The organism is Brachybacterium sp. AOP29-B2-41, assembly GCF_052378395.1.
In the GTDB taxonomy this organism is placed as follows: Bacteria; Actinomycetota; Actinomycetes; order Actinomycetales; family Dermabacteraceae; genus Brachybacterium.
Genome location: NZ_JBQSXR010000034.1, coordinates 1 through 16,142, shown reverse-complemented (window position 1 = coordinate 16,142; position 16,142 = coordinate 1). Strand labels below are relative to the sequence as shown.

The following is a 16,142-nucleotide window of genomic DNA, read 5'->3' as shown; positions in this document are numbered from 1 at the left end:
ACATTGAGAAGCCATTCGTGGACATAATCGCAACATCACTGCCGCCTGAACCATTGGGATTTGCCGCTCTCGGTGATGTTTTGCCGAGCTTCGACGCCTTCTCGCCGCTGTGCATGCGCGTCAACCTACCCGACCCGGAACAGCGACTTCGAGCGCTCACTGGTTCGGGTATGGATGTTGGACAAGCTACGCCAGATCTGCTGATCGTGGCACGCCCCGTAGCCGAGATGCGCGAGCAGCCTCTGGCCGACCGCTACGACGATGTGACTCTCGTTGCTTGCGCTCCGGAAGAAGCAGCAGAACGCGTCGCGGCAATCTACGAAGCACTAAAGCCATCACGGCCGCAACTGGGCCAGTGGGCCGTGCCGGCTGACGCAGAGTCGCTTGAGGATGCCGCGGAAGAAGGGCTACTTTTCGAGATTCGCGTGGGTGGCACCTCAGCGGGCATTGTGGCCGCAGAGCGTGATGATTCCTACGGATTCACTGGCTTCTGCATGCAGGAGATCGCCCTCAATTCAGCACATCGCGGACAACGTGTGGGCATCGCCGCCTTACAGCGGCTGACGCGACAAGTGCCGGCGAACACTAACGATGTGCTTTGGGGGCATATCCATCCAGACAACGTACCGTCTCTGCGTAACGCCCGAGACAGCGGGCGACAAGTGGTTACCGCTCATGTGTGGGTCACGCCTACTGGATACCGCGGAATGCCAACGACCTAAGCGGTTGAGGCACTTACTCGCCTGGTTGCGCACGCTAGATCGGAACTCCGGCAAATTCCTCGGCTTGAGGCAGAAGAGACGAAAACCCTATTCAGGCGGCATTTTTATACGTTGAACCTAAATTCCACCACGTCGCCGTCCTTCATGACGTAGTCCTTGCCCTCGATGCGCACCCAGCCCTTGGCCTTGGCCTCCGCCATTGAGCCGGCCTCCATGAGCTGGTCGAAGGAGACGATCTCGGCCTTGATGAAGCCTCGCTCGAAGTCGGTGTGGATGACGCCGGCGGCCTGGGGGGCGGTGGCTCCCTTGGGGATGGTCCAGGCGCGGGACTCCTTGGGGCCGGCGGTCAGGTAGGACTGCAGGCCGAGGGTGTCGTAGCCGACACGGGCGAGCTGGGCGAGGCCCGACTCCTCCTGGCCGGTGGACTCGAGCATCTCGGCGGCCTCGTCCTCGTCGAGCTCGATGAGCTCGGACTCGAACTTCGCGTCGAGGAAGATCGCCTCGGCGGGGGCGACGAGGTTACGCAGCGCCTGCTGGGAGGCGGCATCGGCGAGCCCCTCCTCGTCGGTGTTGAAGACGTAGATGAAGGGCTTGGCCGTCATCAGCTGCAGGTCCCGGATCGCGGCGACGTCGATGCCGGCCGCCTCAGCGCCCTGGTAGAGGGTCTTGCCGGTCTCCAGCAATGCCTTCGCCTTGATGACGTTCTCGAGCACGGCGGAGTCGACCAGGCCGCGCTTGGTGTCCTTCTCCAGGCGCTGCATCGAGTTCTCGATGGTCTGGAGGTCGGCGAGGATCAGCTCGGTGGTGATGACCTCCATGTCGTTGGAGGGGTCGGTGGAGCCTTCCACGCGGGTCACGTCGGGATCGGCGAAAGCGCGGGTGACCTGGCAGATCGCGTCGGCCTCGCGAATGTTGGCGAGGAACTTGTTGCCCAGGCCCTCGCCCTCGCTGGCGCCCTTGACGATGCCGGCGATGTCCACGAAGGACACCGTCGCCGGCAGCAGCTTCTGACTGCCGAACACGGTGGCGAGCTCCGCCAGCCGCGGATCGGGCAGCGGCACCATGCCCACGTTGGGGTCGATGGTCGCGAACGGGTAGTTCGCGGCGAGGACCTCAGCGCGGGTCAGGGCGTTGAAGAGGGTCGACTTGCCAACGTTGGGCAGTCCCACGATTCCGATTGTTAGAGCCACGGGAGCTGATTCTACGGGACCGCGCCCGGCTGTAACCCCGCCCCGGGGGTGACGTCGCAGACCCCATGAGGATCACCTGGACATTCGGGCCTTCGCCGTCGGCGGTGGTCAGCACAGTGGGCGCTCGTCGCAGCGCGCCGCGCGGGTACCGGCTCGGCCGGCTTCTGGGGAGGGCGTGATCTTTAGACTCGGAGCATGTCAGCCTCGCGCGCCTCCATGACCTACGCGACCGCCCTCAACCGCAACGAGCTGTTCGAGAGCCCGGGGCTGCGCCGCGACATCCCCTCACTGATGACTCCTGAAGAAGAGGTGCTGCTGGTGCTGCCGGGTGTGGCCGGCGACTTCCCGGAGGTCATGATCGTGACCGCTGCGCGCGTGATGATCGCCGCCGTCGCAGGGCCGATCAAGCAGGCCAAAGTCAAGCGGGAGGTACCGGCCTCCGAGGTGACCGGTGTGACCTACCGGCCCGGGCTCTTCGCGCGCGTGAAGGTGGCCGCCGCCTCGGGCCGCGAGCTGAAGATGGTGCCGCACCGCAGGGCCGACGCCGAGCGCTTCACCCGCGAGTTCGACCATCTGCTCCGCACGGGCTCGCTCCCCTCCTGAACGATGACCGGCCGGCACGACAGCGAACGGCCGAGCCCCGAGCGAGGCCCGGCCGTTGCGCCGAGGCGGATCAGCGGGCGAGGGTCCTTCAGTACGCGACGGCGAAGCGGGTGCGGCGGTGGGCCGGCGTCTCGACTTCGTCGAGGATCGCGAGGGCCAGATCCGCGCCCGAGAGCTCGGAGTTCCCCTCCTCGTCCGCGAGCATCACGTCGCCGCCGACGCGGTAGGTGCCCTTGGCCTCGCCCGGGTTCATGCCGTTGAACATCGCGGCGGGGCTGACGAAGAACCAGTCCAGCTCCTCGCCCTCGGCGCGCAGGTCCTCGAGGACGGCGTCAAGCTCACGGGCCTCGACCTTGAACGGCTCGGGGAACTCGGGGATGTCGACGAGCTTGGGGCCGCCCTCGGAGACGAACAGCGAGCCGGCGCCCCCGATCACGCCGAGGCGGACGCCCTTCTCGGCGGCGAGGCCGCGGAGGTCCGTGTAGGCACTGCGCAGCAGGCCCGCCTCGGCGAGGTCGCCACGGGGCGACGCGGCCGCGATCACGACGTCGGCGCCGTCCAGGAGCTCTGCGAGGAACTCCGCATCGCGCACATCGCCGGCGCGGTGGGTGGTGCCGGCGGGCAGCGACTCCGGCGCGGTGCGACTGACGGCGACGACCTCGTGGCCGCGGCCTGCCGCTTCCGCGACGATGTGGCTCCCGGCGTATCCGGTGCCTCCCAGAACGATGATGCGAGCCATGGGCTCTCCTTCCGTGCGCTCTCCTGAGCGCGGTCGAGATCACGGGGCGAGGATGCCCCTGGCCCGCTGCAGATGCCGTGGACCTTGACACTCACCGTAGGTAACCTAGTCTCTAATGGGAAGTAGGCACTTTGCGGTAACCATCCCTCCGCGGTATTCCGTCCCTCACAGAGGAGCTCGTGATGGCCCTGTTCGACTTCGACCCCTACAACCGCGAGTGCCCCTCGCGACAGCTGCTCGACCGCATCGGCGACCGCTGGACGGTGCTCGTGATCGGCATGCTCGAGGACGGCCCGCAGCGCTTCTCCCAGATCTCCCGCCGTGTCGACGGCATCTCGCAGAAGATGCTCACCCAGACCCTGCGCTCGCTCGAGGCCGACGGGCTGGTGCTGCGCACCGCCTATCCGGAGATCCCGCCGCGGGTCGAGTACGAGCTCACACCCCTCGGCCGCTCCCTGCTGGCGCCGCTGCACGGCCTGGTGGAGTGGGCGCGGCAGCACATGGACGAGGTGCAGGCCGCGCGGGCCGGCTCCGCGCTCGCCTGAAGTCCCTCCCGTCGGCCGTCGGGCGTGGCGGCGCTCGCGCGTCACACCCCCGTGGTGTGCTGGGGCGCATGAGCGGAACACAGATGCTCCTGATCGGGCTGACCCTCGGCGCGGTGCTCGGCGCCGCGGTGACCTGGCTGCTGCTGCGCGAGCGTGCGCGGGCGCTGGTGGAGAGCCGGCGCTCCGAGACGGATGCGGCCGGGCAGCTGCTGCGCCTGGCCGATGAGCGCCACGAGCGGGACGTCGCCCGCAGGGACGCGGCCGAGGAGGAGCGTGAGGTCGAGCTCCAGCGCACCCTCGCGCCGATCTCTTCCACGCTCGCCCATCTCGAGCGGTCCCTGGCCCGTTCCGAGGCCGCGCGCATCGAGGCGGAAGGGGCGCTGCGGGCGCACCTCGGCCAGCTCGCCCAGCGCGCGCAGTCCCTCGAGTCCGGCACCAGCGCCCTCACCGCCGCGCTGCGCGCCCCCACCGCACGCGGACGCTGGGGCGAGGTGCAGCTGCGGCGGATCGTTGAGGCCGCCGGAATGATCGAGCACGTGGACTTCTCCGAGCAGCTCTCCGGCACGCGGGCCGACGGGAACGCCGGGCAGCGCCCGGACCTGGTGGTCCACCTCTCCGGGGACCGGCATGTGGTGCTCGATGCGAAAGCGCCGATGGACGCCTATCTCGATGCGACCGAGGAGACGGACCCGGAGCGCGCCGCGTCGCGCCGGAAGGCTCACGCGAAGGCGCTGCGCCACCACGTGGGCGTGATCTCCGCGAAGGCGTACTGGAAGGCGCTCGGGGACACCCCGGAGTTCACGGTGCTGTTCGTGCCCAGTGACGGAGTGCTGGCCGCGGCGCTCGAGACCGATCCCCATCTGCTCGAGGATGCCTTCGCCAAGGACGTCGTGATCGCCTCCCCGTCCACGCTGGTCGCGCTGCTGCGCACCGTCGCGCACACCTGGCGCACCGACGCCCTGAACCGCGATGCCCGCGCCGTGCTCGACGCGGGCCGGGAGCTGCACCACCGGCTCGGGACCTTCACCGGGCACCTGGGCAAGGTGGGCCGTTCGCTGGACTCGTCGGTCGCCGCGTTCAACGAGGCGGTCGGCTCCCTGCAGTCACGTGTGATGGTCACCGCACGACGATTCGAGGAGCTCGGACTCGCCGGCACCCCGGTGGACGAGGTCGAGCAGCTCACGCGACGGGCGCGCACACTCGATGAGGAGGAGATCGCGGACCTCGCCGCACCGGTGGAGTCCCGCTCGCAGCCCCTGCGCGAGGACCGTACGGGCTGACTCGGGCGGGCAGCGCTCAGATCAGGACTCGGCGGTCGCACCCTCACCGGTGGGCTTGGTGCGGCTGTCGCTCACACCCCGGTTCTTCATCTCCTGGCGCAGCTCGCGCGGGAGGGAGAACATCAGGTCTTCCGTCGCAGTGCGCACAGGCTTCACGTCTCCGTAGCCCCGCTCGGCCAGCTCGGCGAGCAGCTCCTGGACCAGCACGTCCGGCACCGAGGCACCGGAGGTCACGCCCACGGTCCCGACGCCCTCGAACCACTCCTCGCGCAGCTCGGAGACCGAGTCGATGCGGTGGGAGGCCTTCGCGCCGGCATCCTTGGCGACCTCCATCAGGCGCACGGAGTTCGAGGAGTTCGGGGAGCCGACCACCAGCACCAGATCCGCGTCCGGGGCGATCTTCTTGATCGCGACCTGGCGGTTCTGGGTGGCGTAGCAGATGTCATCGCTGGGCGGGGCCTGCAGTGTCGGGAAGCGTTCACGCAGCTTGTCGACCGTCTCCATCGTCTCGTCGACGCTGAGGGTGGTCTGGGAGAGCCAGACGACCTTCTCGGGGTCGCGCACGGTGACCTTGTGGACGTCGTCCGGCGAGTTCACGATCTGGACGTGCTCGGGTGCCTCGCCAGCGGTGCCCTCGACCTCCTCGTGGCCCTCGTGGCCCACCAGCAGGATGTCGTAGTCCTGGCGGGCGAAGCGCACCGCTTCCTTGTGGACCTTGGTCACCAGGGGGCAGGTCGCATCGATGGTGCGGAGATTGCGTGCCTCGGCCATCTCGCGGACCTTCGGGGAGATGCCGTGGGCGGAGAAGATCACGAGCGCCCCCTCGGGGACCTCGTCGACCTCCTCGACGAACACGGCGCCCTTCTCCTTCAGACGGTCCACCACGAACTTGTTGTGGACGATCTCGTGGCGCACGTAGATGGTCTCGTCGTAATGCTCCAAGGCACGTTCGACGGCGACCACAGCTCGGTCGACACCCGCGCAGTAGCCGCGCGGCTCGGCAAGAAGGACGGTTCCGGTGCTCACGCCTCCCATCGTAGGAGGCGAACCGCGCTGGTGGCAGGGTGGTGGGGCAAGACTCACCATCCCTCCACAGGCACCCTCGCTCCACAGGCACTGTGCGGCCACAGGCGCTGCGCGTCCACAGGCACTGTCCCTCCACAGGTGCAGTGGGTCCACAGCAGGGCCCGGCTGCGATGAGCTGTCCGGACCTCGTGCCAGAGTGGACCCCATGACGCAGACCTCTCCCGAGCCGGATGCGGACAGCGGCGCGGCAGCCCGGCCCGCACTGGCCGCCACCGCAGCGCAGACCACCGCAGAGAATCCGTGGCCGCTGCGGCAGCTGTCCGTCAAGGTCGGCGAGTACGTGGCGAGGATGGCCCCACTGTGGGTCGAGGGCGAGATCGTCCAGCTCAACCGTCGACCGGGCGCGGGCATGAGCTTCATGACGCTGCGGGACATCGACGTGGATATGTCGTTCTCGGTCCCGGTTCGCGAGCATGTGCTGCGCACCCTCCCGGTCGAGCCGGTCCCGGGTGCACGGGTGGTGATCCACGCCAAGCCCACCTTCTGGACCAAGCGCGGAAGCCTCCAGCTCGAAGCCGACGACATCCGTCCGGTGGGCCTCGGTGAGCTGCTGGCCCGGCTCGAGCAGCTCAAGCGCGTGCTCGCAGCCGAGGGGCTGTTCGCCGCCTCTCGGAAGCAGCCGCTGCCGTTCCTGCCCCGCGTGGTGGGCCTGATCTGCGGCCGGGAATCCGCGGCCGAGCGAGACGTGGTCGTCAACGCCCAGCGCCGCTGGCCAGCGGTGAGGTTCGAGATCCGTGAGGTCGCGGTGCAGGGCGCGAAGGCGGTGCGGGAGGTCTCCGCAGCCTTGCGCGAGCTCGACGAGCGCGAGGAGGTCGACGTCATCATCATCTCCCGTGGCGGCGGCTCCCTCGAGGATCTGCTGCCCTTCTCCGACGAGCAGCTGACCCGGCTGGTCGCCGCCGCGAAGACTCCGATCGTCTCCGCCATCGGTCACGAGGTGGACACCCCGCTGATCGACCTCGCGGCGGATGTCCGCGCGTCCACCCCCACCGATGCCGCGAAGCGGGTTGTCCCCGATATCCAGGCCGAGGTCGAGCAGCTGGACCTCGGCCGCACCCGGCTGCGAGCGGGGATCCGGGCCCGCATCGAGCGTGAGCAGTCCGCGCTGGATGCGATGCGATCGCGGCCCGTGCTGGAGAACCCGGCCACGATCCTCGCTGGCCGGGCGGACGAGATCCGGTCCCGGATCTCCCTGGCCCGCACGCTGATCGGCTCCCGCCTGGACCGGGCGGCCGACGAGGTCGATCACCTGGGACGCCAGGTGCGCTCCCTCAGTCCGTTGGCGACCCTCGAGCGCGGCTACGCCGTGGTCCAGGACGCCGGCGGCACGATCATCCGCGCCCCTGACCAGTCCGCCACCGGGCAGGCACTCTCGGTCCGCGTGGCCGGGGGTCGCTTCGGGGTGCAGCGCACCACCGATGACCCGTACACCCCTCCTGCGCAGCCCACCCAGGCCTTCCCTTCCGAGCAGGACGTCGCTTCCGGCAAGACTCTGCCCTCCGACCGGGCCGTCCCTTCCGACCAGGCCCTGCCCTCCCACCAGACCACCCCTCCCGAGGAGACCCGATGACCCCGAGCACGAGCCCCGAGAACGAACTGACGGCGACCGAGGGCGACCCCGCGGCCAGCAGCCCCTCGGTCACCCCCGCCGACGGTGCGCAGCAGCTGCCCGCCGATATCGCTGAGCTCTCCTACGAGGCCGCCCGCGACCAGCTCGTCGATGTCGTGCGGCGGCTCGAATCCGGGCAGGGCGGGCTCGAGGATTCGATCGGGCTGTGGGAACGCGGCGAGATGCTCGCCCGCCGCTGCCAGCAGTGGCTCGACGGCGCCCGCGAACGCCTCGACGATGCCGTCGCCGCGCGACGCTCTGAGGACGGCGCCTCACGCTGACGCAATGCGGCTGAAAGCCGCTCGACTGCGGGCCAGTGCGGCTTCGCGCGGCCCAGCGCCGACCATCAATGCAGCAGTGTGGCCCCGGGTCGCGCGGCCATGAGGCAGTGCGACTGCGGGCCGTTCAGCCGATCGACGTCAGAGCGGCGCCCGCGAGCTCCTCGAGCTCGGCCTGCTCGGCATCGCCGTGGACGAGGAAGCCCCAGTCCGTGCCCTGACAGGAGATGCCGAGCTGCCTGGAACTCTGCTCGCCGCCGCTGAGCAGGCTGCACTCGGCGCCCTCAATGGTGAGCTCCTCCTCGACGGCACTGCCCGGCAACGCTGCGGAGAGCATCGGAGCACTGACCTCAGAACCCTCGGTGAGGGTCACCAGCTGCCCCTGCGGTGAGGAGTACTGCACCACCCAGCGCGGGTCCTGCCCATCGGCGAAACGTGCGGAGCGCTCGCTCCACTCCTCCCCCACCGCAGGCACGGCCACCGGGAACGGCACGCTGCGCTGTGCACGCTCCGCGCTCGCGGACACATCGAGGTCGGAGTTCTCCAGCGGCTCACGCTTCAGATCACTGCCCACGCCGAAGAATGCGATGCCGATCACGACCACCACCGCCATCGTCAAGGCGAGCGCCCACACCATGTTGCGCAGCACGGTGTTCTTCTTCGACGGCAGCTCATAGGCGGACTTCGGCTGCGGCCGGGGTGCCGGGGACGCTGGCTGCGCGGTCGGCGCAGCCTGCTCCGGAGGTGCGGAGGTCTCGTGGTCGGGATCGTGCATGACCCCATTGTCCCTGCTCCCCTCCGCGCTGGCTGTCAGGGTGAGGCGCCCCACCCGTCGACCTCACCACAGGCACTGACACGCGCCGCGCCGCCTCGTGCAGCACAGCGCCCGGACCTGGCTGAACCGGATCACCGCGAACCAGACCCGCCGCACGGCACGGCACGGCACTGCAGGCGGCCGGTCGCTGCGCCCCGCCGCCTGCTCCCGCGTTCGCCCCGCCCCCAGAAACCTGCAATGATCGAGCGGTGAACGCGAGATTCCTGATCGTCGGAGAAGCACTCACTGACATCGTCGTCGACGCCGACGGCGTCCGTCGTGAGCATCCCGGCGGGTCCCCCCTGAACGTGGCCGTGGCGCTCAGCCGCCTCGGCCATCCCACCGACCTCCTCACCCGCATCGGCAACGATGCGCGCGGCGACGCGATCCGTGCCCATCTGGAAGCGTCAGGCGTACGGCTGACGGCCGGCAGCTCGGTCGCCGCGCCGACCTCCACGGCGCTCGCACAGCTGGATGTCACCGGAGCTGCCACCTACGAGTTCGATCTGCTCTGGGACCCGGACCCGTCGGGCCTGCCCGCTCAGATCGAGGCCGTGCACACCTCCTCGATCGCCGCAGTGCTGGATCCCGGCGCCAGCACGGTGCTCGATGTGCTGCGCAGCCGTCGGGAGAGCGCGACCATCAGCTACGACCCCAACGCCCGCCCTTCCCTGATGGGGGCGCCGGAGCTGGTGCGCGAACGGGTCGAGGCGAGCATCGCCCTCAGCGACGTCGTCAAGGCGTCGGATGAGGATGTGGCCTGGCTGTACGGCACAGACGACGTGGAGGATGTGGTCGCCTCCTGGCGTGAGCTCGGCCCCGCGCTCACGGTGATGACCCGGGGCGCCGAGGGCGCAGTGGGCTTCGCCGAGTCCGGCCGGGTGCAGGTCTCTCCCGTCGTCGTCGACGCTGTCGACACCGTCGGTGCCGGGGACACCTTCTCCGCCGGGATCCTCGATGCCCTCGCAGCGAAAGGCCTGCTGGGGGCTCAGAAGCGTCCGGCGCTGGCCGCGATGCCGAGCGTCGAGGTCGCCTCGGTCCTGAGGCGCGCCGCGGCGCTCGCCGCGATCACCGTCTCTCGCGCGGGAGCGAACCCGCCCTGGAGCCACGAGCTCAGCTGACCGGCCATTGCGGCCGGCACATCCGCACCGGGGCTCCCGCACCCTCGACGGCTCCCGCGCCCCAGACCACTTCTCCTGCCCCTGTTCGTTCCCACCGATCCACTGCATGACAACCCCGAGGGAGGCCTCTCCATGAACCAGTCCACGACCGCCGCGCAGCAGGATGGCTACCGCATCGAGCACGACACCATGGGCGAAGTGCGGGTGCCCGCCTCGGCCCTGTACCGGGCGCAGACCCAGCGTGCAGTGGAGAACTTCCCGATCTCCGGTCAGGGCCTGGAGCCCGCACACATCCACGCCCTCGCCCAGGTGAAGAAGGCAGCGGCGCGCGCGAACCAGGACCTCGGGGTGCTGGACTCGGCCATCGCCGACGCGATCGTCGCCGCGGCGGATGCGGTGATCGCCGGCGATCACGACGACCAGTTCCCGGTGGACACCTACCAGACCGGCTCCGGCACCAGCTCGAACATGAACATGAACGAGGTGCTCGCGACGCTCGCCACGAACGCCGGCACCGAGGTCCACCCCAACGACCACGTGAACTGCTCGCAGTCCTCGAATGACGTCTTCCCCACCTCGGTGCACGTGGCGGTCACGCAGGGCGTCGTCGAGAAGCTGCTGCCCGCGCTCGCCCACCTCGCCGAGTCGCTCGAGAAGAAGGCCGAGGCCTGGAAGAGCGTCGTCAAGGCCGGCCGTACCCACCTGATGGATGCCACCCCGGTGACCCTCGGCCAGGAGTTCGGCGGCTATGCGGCATCGATCCGCTACGGCATCGAGCGTGTGGAGGCGGCTCTGCCCCGCACCGCTGAGGTCCCCCAGGGCGGCACCGCCGTCGGCACCGGCATCAACACCCCGATCGGCTTCCCGCAGAAGGTCATCGCGAACCTCGCCGAGCAGACCTCGCTGCCGCTCACCGAGGCGCGCAACCACTTCGAGGCGCAGTCCAACCGCGACGGCCTGGTGGAGATGTCCGGTGCGCTGCGCACCATCGCGGTCTCCCTGACGAAGATCTGCAATGACGTGCGCTGGATGGGCTCGGGCCCCAACACGGGCCTCGGCGAGATCTCGATCCCTGACCTGCAGCCGGGCTCCTCGATCATGCCGGGCAAGGTCAACCCCGTGATCCCCGAGGCCGTGCTGATGGTGTGCGCAAAGGTCATCGGCAACGACGCCGCGATCGCCTGGGGCGGCGCGCAGGGCTCCTTCGAGCTGAACGTGCAGATCCCGCTGATGGGCACGAGCCTGCTCGAGTCGATCCGGCTACTGGCCAACGCCTCCACCGTGCTGGCGGACAAGACCGTCGACGGGCTGGTCGCGAACGAGGAGAAGGCCCGCTTCTACGCGGAGGCCTCCCCCTCGATCGTCACCCCGCTGAACAAGCTGATCGGCTACGAGTCCGCCGCGAAGATCGCCAAGCACGCCGTCGCCGAGCGCATCTCCGTGCGCGAGGCCGTCGTCGCGCTGGGCTTCGTGGAGCGCGGCGAGCTCACCGAGGCGCAGCTGGACGAGGCCCTGGACGTGCTGTCCATGACCGCGCCGAAGGCCTGATCAGAGTCTTCTGAGCGACGGGGCGCCCCACCGGTCGGTGGGGCGCCCCTTCCTCTGTCATGGCGTAGTCAGCGGTCGAGCTCGTGCCATCGCCCGAGCGGCATCTCGGCGGCTGCGCGAGCGGTCTCGGGAGCGATCTCACCGCGGTCCTCGAGGGCGCGCAGCACGCGGTCCCCGTTGCGTCGCAGCGCATTCTGCTCACGCTCCTCCAGCAGTGCGACGGCCCAGCCGAGAGCTGCCACCGGTCCTCGCGGGCCCGAGTGCTGCTGGCGCCATTCGGTGTCCTCGGTCAACGCGTGCTGGATCCGTTGCAGATCGCGGGCGTGGGCGTGTTCGAGGCTCCGCAGCGAGGTGACGGCGAGGAGATTCCCGATCGCCAGTGCTGCGGCGGCGATGTTGAGGGATGCCGGGCTCCCCCAGTCCCCCGTCCCACCGCGGATCGCGAGGAACAGGCCGCTGAACAGCACCAGAGGGAAGACGAGCAGGACCGCGACTGCGCTGATCAGTCGCACCACGTGGGCCCTCGCCGGCCAGACCGCCCATGCGAGCAGGAGTACGAGCTGCACCGCGATCACCAGCAGCGAGGTGACCTCGAGTGCTTCGAGAAAGCGACCGGTGCGATGATCCAGGACTGCTGGGCTGCTCGAACCGGTGTGCCGGGGGATCAGCAGCAGCGGCAGCGACGGCAGCGCGATGAGTGCGGCCCAGAGCGCCCAGCGCAGCGGTTTCAGGCCTGCTCGGAGCCGCGGGTGCAGGAATGGGGTCTCCGTCTCGCCATGCCGTCGGGTGTCGAGCACCGTCGAGGTCAGGTGTCGATCCCGGCGTACGAGCCGCGCCTCGGCCTCCGCCACGGTGAGCGGGCCCTCGGCCGTCCGCGCCCACTCCGCGACATCGTCCAGCTGCTCCCGTGCGCGGCGACGGGCGGCCCGTCGGGTGGTGCGGACGGATTCCTCGGGCACGATCGCGGGTCCTCTCGGCACCGTGATGGCGCACTGCTCAATAGTTCTGCGCCATCAGTGTGCACCAGGGACGGCTCCGGAGCGCTCCTTGACCTGGAGTGCACTCCAGGTGGTGTGCTCACTCCATGATGATGCTCCTCGCTCTCGTGCCCTTCACCCTGCTCACGCTGATGCAGCTGCTCGCCCTGGTCGCTCTGCGCAGCGGCCTGCAGGAGGGCGTCGTATCCCTCGCGGCAGCCTGGCCGTCCGTGCTGGCTTACGTGCTCGCGGCGCTGCTGTGCTGCACCGCCCTCGGTCTCGCCCTGGGCCTCGGGGCGTGGGGGAACGGTGGCGACCACAGCAGGGTTCTCGCCCTCACCCTTGGAGTCGGGGCCGGTGCCCTGGTGGTATTGGGGCCGCTGCTATGGGGCCATGCGGCCGGTGAGTTCACCCTGTCCCATCACCTGGTGCGGGCTCTGCTGGTCGCGCCCGCCGTCGTGCTCTACTGCTGGTATGTCTCTGCTCATCGGTGAAGTCTCCGCCCGTAGCGGGCTCAGCCATGACACTCTGCGCTATTACGAGCGGGTGGGAATGATCCCCGCTCCGGAGCGGGATGCGACTGGCCGGCGCCGCTACGATGCGGCGGTGCTGGACCTGCTGCGGATCGTGGATGCCCTGCGGCGGGCGGGGTTCTCGCTCGCGCAGGTCTCCTCCGTGCTGGAGGTGAAGGCCCGCACCCGGACGGTGAGGGGGCGCACCGTGGCGATGCGGCAGGCGATCGCGCTCCTCGAACAGGATCTGGACAGCCGCACCGCAGCGATCGCGGATGCCCGGAGTCTGCTGTCCTCCTGGCAGGAGGAGCTCGATGCCGGCGAGCCGTGGCCGGACACGCCCCTGGACTGCTGAGGGGCGCGACCTCCCCGATCAGAACACCGGCTCGTCCAGCACGTGGGTCACCAGCTCTGCGACCTTGGAACGCTCGGAGCGCTGCAGGGTGATGTGGGCGAAGAGGTCCTTCTCCTTGAGCGCCTCGACCACGGAGGCGATCCCGTCATAGCGGCCGATGCGGAGGTTGTCGCGCTGGGCCACATCGTGGGTGAGCACCACCCGGGAGTTCTGCCCGATGCGGGAGAGCATCGTCAGCAGCACGTTCCGCTCGAGGGACTGGGCCTCGTCGACGATCACGAAGGCGTCGTGGAGGGAGCGGCCGCGGATGTGGGTCAGGGGCAGCACCTCGAGCATGCCGCGCGAGAGCACCTCGTCGATCACGTTCTGGGAGACCATCGAACCCAGGGTGTCGAACACGGCCTGGCCCCAGGGCCCCATCTTCTCGCCCTGGTCGCCCGGGAGGTAGCCGAGCTCCTGACCGCCCACGGCGAACAGCGGGCGGAACACCATGATCTTGCGCTGGGTGCGACGCTCGAGCACGGCTTCGAGCCCTGCGCACAGCGCCAGTGCGCTCTTGCCGGTGCCTGCGCGGCCGCCGAGGGAGACGATGCCGAGGGACTCGTCCTGGAGCAGGTCGATGGCAATCCGCTGCTCGGCCGAGCGGCCTGCCACCCCGAACACGGTCTGATCGCCCTCGACCAGGCGGACCTCGCGATCGCGGGTGACGCGCCCGAGGGCAGAGCCGCGGGGGCTGCTGATCGTCAGCCCGGTGTGCACGGGCTGATGCGCCACTTCAGGGATCTCGACCGTCTGGCCGTCATAGAGATCGGCCATCGTCTGCTCATCGACCGCGGTGGTGACCAGGCCGGTGTAGCCGCGATCGCGCGCCAGCTCGGCGCGGTACTCCTCCGCGTGGATGCCCGACGCGCTCGCTTTGATCCGCATCGGCAGGTCCTTCGAGACAAGCACCACGTTCTTGCCCTCGAGCTGCAGGTTCTTGGCGACGGCGAGGATGCGGGTGTCGTTGTCCCCGAGCCGGAACCCGTCCGGCAGGGAGGCGGTGCTCATGTGGTTGAGCTCGACGTGCACGTGCCCGCCGTCCTTGCCGATCGGCAGCGGCTGGGCGAGGTTTCCGTGCAGCTCGCGCAGATCATCCAGGAGGCGCAGGGCCTGGCGGGCGAAGTAGCCGAGGTCCGGGTGGTGGCGCTTGGCCTCGAGCTCCGTGACCACCACGATCGGGAGCACGATGTCGTGCTCGGCGAAGCGATGCAGGGACAGCGGGTCCGAGAGCAGCACGGAGGTGTCCAGCACGTAGGTGATCACCCCGGTCTCGACCTCAGCGAGCATCTGCTGAGCGGCGCCGGGGAGCAGCGAGGGGACCACCGGGGCACCGTCGTGGTTCGCCGCGTCGATCACCGCCGCTCGGCTGCGGGTGCTGAACGATGCCGTGCCGTCGGTGGCGGGCATCGTCTCGCGAGCAGTGATGGTCTCTTCCATGGGTGCCTCCCGAGATCGAGCGGATGCCTGGACCATAGCCGCGCCGGCAGCCGCCATCGGGCGCGTACCGCAGGGTGCGGGTACGACGTTCACCCGATCGTCACCGGGTGTTCTGCAGCACTCCCGGAGGCCTTCAGTGTGCCACCGGCCACAGCAGGTGGCGTGGAGGCGGGCGGGAGTGTTCGCTCTGCCGTGCCACGTGACGCCCGGCTAGACCCCCATCCAGACGACCCGCCGCACCCTCAGCCGCTCTCCCCGCAGCGCCCACAGCCGGACCCCGCCCGGGCCGAGACAGGACATCGTCCGTTCAGGCGCCGAAGCGGCGCTCCCGGCGGCAGAAGTCCCGCAGCGCCCGCAGCAGGTCGATCCGTCGGAAGCCGGGCCAGTAGGTCTCGCAGAACCAGTACTCCGAGTGCACGGACTGCCAGAGCAGGAAGCCCGAGAGGCGCTGCTCGCCGGAGGTGCGGATGATGAGGTCCGGGTCGGGCTGGCCGCGGGTGTAGAGGTGCTCGGCGATCGAGTCGACGCTGATGTCCGAGGCGATCTGATCGCCGTCGAGCCCCTGCCCGGAGAGGTCGCGCACGAGCTCGCGCACCGCGTCGACGATCTCCTCGCGGCCGCCGTATCCGATGGCGACGTTCACGGTCAGCGAGGATTCTCGAATGACCTGCTCCTGAGCCCGGGCGATCCCGGCGCGCATCTCTTCAGGCAGCGCCTCGGCATTGCCGGTCAGCCGCACGCAGTGACCGGCCTGGATGATCTGCTCGATAGTGCCGGTGATGATCTCGTAGAGGGCGACGAGCTCCTCGGGCGGGCGGCGCAGATTGTCGGTGGAGAGCATCCATACGGTGACCAGTGGGATGTCGAGACCGTCGCACCAGGAGAGGAACTCGAGGATCTTGGCGGCACCGACGCGGTGGCCATGCTCGGTGGTCTCCCCCGCCTCCTTCGCCCAACGGCGGTTGCCATCGACGATCACGCCCAGGTGCTGCGGGAGCGAGAAGGACTCGAGCTCCTTGGTGAGCCGACGCTCGTAAACGCGGTAGAGGAGACCGTCGTCGTCCATCCCAGCCTCCGTTCCGTCCCGCTGTTGCTCATACCCGGTGGTGCTCATGCCCGCTGGCACTCATGGATGCCCGCGCCACGGGCCGTTCTCCACCCCGCCTCAGCGACGCGCGGTCGTGGGCGCTGGGGCGCACCTGTCCATTATCGGTCACCCTGCGGCGCGGCCTCGACGAACCCGGGAAATCGACACCGGATGGACACAGCGAGCACACCATTAAC

Annotated in this window: 17 protein-coding genes; 10 read left to right on the top strand and 7 right to left on the bottom strand. The window is 69.4% G+C overall.

Features of this window, described 5'->3' with window-relative positions; all coding sequences use genetic code 11:
- Positions 1-722: hypothetical protein (locus ACT3T9_RS18400; protein WP_444607255.1), on the top strand; the 722-nt coding region annotated here is incomplete at its 5' end.
- Positions 723-826: 104 nt separating this feature from the next.
- On the opposite strand, the gene ychF is transcribed toward ACT3T9_RS18400, so the two are convergent.
- Positions 827-1,912, bottom strand: coding sequence for a redox-regulated ATPase YchF (ychF, locus tag ACT3T9_RS18395; protein ID WP_444592072.1), 1,086 nt, complete (start codon positions 1,910-1,912; stop codon positions 827-829).
- Positions 1,913-2,107: 195 nt separating this feature from the next.
- Here ychF and ACT3T9_RS18390 point away from each other — a divergent pair, with 195 nt between their 5' ends.
- On the top strand, positions 2,108-2,515 hold the full coding sequence (locus tag ACT3T9_RS18390) for a hypothetical protein (protein WP_444598982.1): 408 nt from the start codon (positions 2,108-2,110) through the stop codon (positions 2,513-2,515).
- An 88-nt stretch (positions 2,516-2,603) separates the two neighbouring features.
- Here the strand turns inward: ACT3T9_RS18390 and ACT3T9_RS18385 are convergent, their stop codons facing one another.
- Positions 2,604-3,254: an NAD(P)-dependent oxidoreductase gene (locus ACT3T9_RS18385; RefSeq protein WP_441444968.1), complete on the bottom strand. Its 651-nt coding sequence runs from the start codon at positions 3,252-3,254 to the stop codon at positions 2,604-2,606.
- 182 nt (positions 3,255-3,436) lie between these two features.
- On the opposite strand from ACT3T9_RS18385, the gene ACT3T9_RS18380 reads away from it, so the two are divergent.
- Together ACT3T9_RS18380 and ACT3T9_RS18375 are read left to right on the top strand one after the other, a co-directional pair.
- The gene (locus tag ACT3T9_RS18380) at positions 3,437-3,799 is read left to right on the top strand and encodes a winged helix-turn-helix transcriptional regulator (RefSeq protein ID WP_441444967.1); all 363 of its coding nucleotides are present in this window, start codon (positions 3,437-3,439) and stop codon (positions 3,797-3,799) included.
- A 68-nt stretch (positions 3,800-3,867) separates the two neighbouring features.
- Positions 3,868-5,079: a DNA recombination protein RmuC gene (locus ACT3T9_RS18375; protein WP_441444966.1), complete on the top strand. Its 1,212-nt coding sequence runs from the start codon at positions 3,868-3,870 to the stop codon at positions 5,077-5,079.
- A gap of 21 nt (positions 5,080-5,100) precedes the next feature.
- Here ACT3T9_RS18375 and ACT3T9_RS18370 read toward each other — a convergent pair whose 3' ends face one another.
- On the bottom strand, positions 5,101-6,114 hold the full coding sequence (locus ACT3T9_RS18370) for a 4-hydroxy-3-methylbut-2-enyl diphosphate reductase (RefSeq protein WP_441444965.1): 1,014 nt from the start codon (positions 6,112-6,114) through the stop codon (positions 5,101-5,103).
- 196 nt (positions 6,115-6,310) lie between these two features.
- Between ACT3T9_RS18370 and xseA the strand changes: the two genes are divergently transcribed.
- Positions 6,311-7,735 (top strand): exodeoxyribonuclease VII large subunit, encoded by a 1,425-nt coding sequence (gene xseA / locus ACT3T9_RS18365; protein ID WP_441444964.1) that lies wholly within the window; start codon positions 6,311-6,313, stop codon positions 7,733-7,735.
- On the top strand, positions 7,732-8,055 hold the full coding sequence (locus tag ACT3T9_RS18360; protein WP_441444963.1) for an exodeoxyribonuclease VII small subunit: 324 nt from the start codon (positions 7,732-7,734) through the stop codon (positions 8,053-8,055). Before xseA ends, ACT3T9_RS18360 begins: the two co-directional genes overlap by 4 nt.
- Before the next feature lie 124 nt (positions 8,056-8,179).
- Here ACT3T9_RS18360 and ACT3T9_RS18355 read toward each other — a convergent pair whose 3' ends face one another.
- Complete coding sequence (locus ACT3T9_RS18355; protein ID WP_444598983.1) at positions 8,180-8,827, bottom strand: DUF4245 domain-containing protein; 648 nt, start codon at positions 8,825-8,827, stop codon at positions 8,180-8,182.
- Between the two features lie 248 nt (positions 8,828-9,075).
- Between ACT3T9_RS18355 and ACT3T9_RS18350 the strand changes: the two genes are divergently transcribed.
- Together ACT3T9_RS18350 and ACT3T9_RS18345 are read left to right on the top strand one after the other, a co-directional pair.
- Complete coding sequence (locus ACT3T9_RS18350; protein ID WP_442332750.1) at positions 9,076-9,987, top strand: carbohydrate kinase family protein; 912 nt, start codon at positions 9,076-9,078, stop codon at positions 9,985-9,987.
- A gap of 132 nt (positions 9,988-10,119) precedes the next feature.
- On the top strand, positions 10,120-11,535 hold the full coding sequence (locus ACT3T9_RS18345) for a class II fumarate hydratase (protein ID WP_441444960.1): 1,416 nt from the start codon (positions 10,120-10,122) through the stop codon (positions 11,533-11,535).
- Between the two features lie 68 nt (positions 11,536-11,603).
- Here ACT3T9_RS18345 and ACT3T9_RS18340 read toward each other — a convergent pair whose 3' ends face one another.
- Positions 11,604-12,494 carry a hypothetical protein gene (locus ACT3T9_RS18340; protein ID WP_444598984.1) on the bottom strand — a complete coding sequence of 297 codons (891 nt, stop codon included), beginning with the start codon at positions 12,492-12,494 and terminating at the stop codon, positions 11,604-11,606.
- A gap of 125 nt (positions 12,495-12,619) precedes the next feature.
- On the opposite strand from ACT3T9_RS18340, the gene ACT3T9_RS18335 reads away from it, so the two are divergent.
- Positions 12,620-13,006, top strand: coding sequence for a hypothetical protein (locus ACT3T9_RS18335; protein ID WP_441444958.1), 387 nt, complete (start codon positions 12,620-12,622; stop codon positions 13,004-13,006).
- Complete coding sequence (locus ACT3T9_RS18330) at positions 12,987-13,379, top strand: MerR family transcriptional regulator (RefSeq protein WP_444598985.1); 393 nt, start codon at positions 12,987-12,989, stop codon at positions 13,377-13,379. The genes ACT3T9_RS18335 and ACT3T9_RS18330 overlap by 20 nt, the downstream gene beginning before the upstream one ends.
- Before the next feature lie 18 nt (positions 13,380-13,397).
- On the opposite strand, the gene ACT3T9_RS18325 is transcribed toward ACT3T9_RS18330, so the two are convergent.
- Positions 13,398-14,708, bottom strand: a complete 1,311-nt coding sequence (locus ACT3T9_RS18325) for a PhoH family protein (RefSeq protein WP_441444973.1) — start codon at positions 14,706-14,708, stop codon at positions 13,398-13,400.
- A 457-nt stretch (positions 14,709-15,165) separates the two neighbouring features.
- Positions 15,166-15,924: an isoprenyl transferase gene (locus ACT3T9_RS18320; RefSeq protein ID WP_442332228.1), complete on the bottom strand. Its 759-nt coding sequence runs from the start codon at positions 15,922-15,924 to the stop codon at positions 15,166-15,168.
- Between the last annotated feature and the right edge of the window lie 218 nt (positions 15,925-16,142).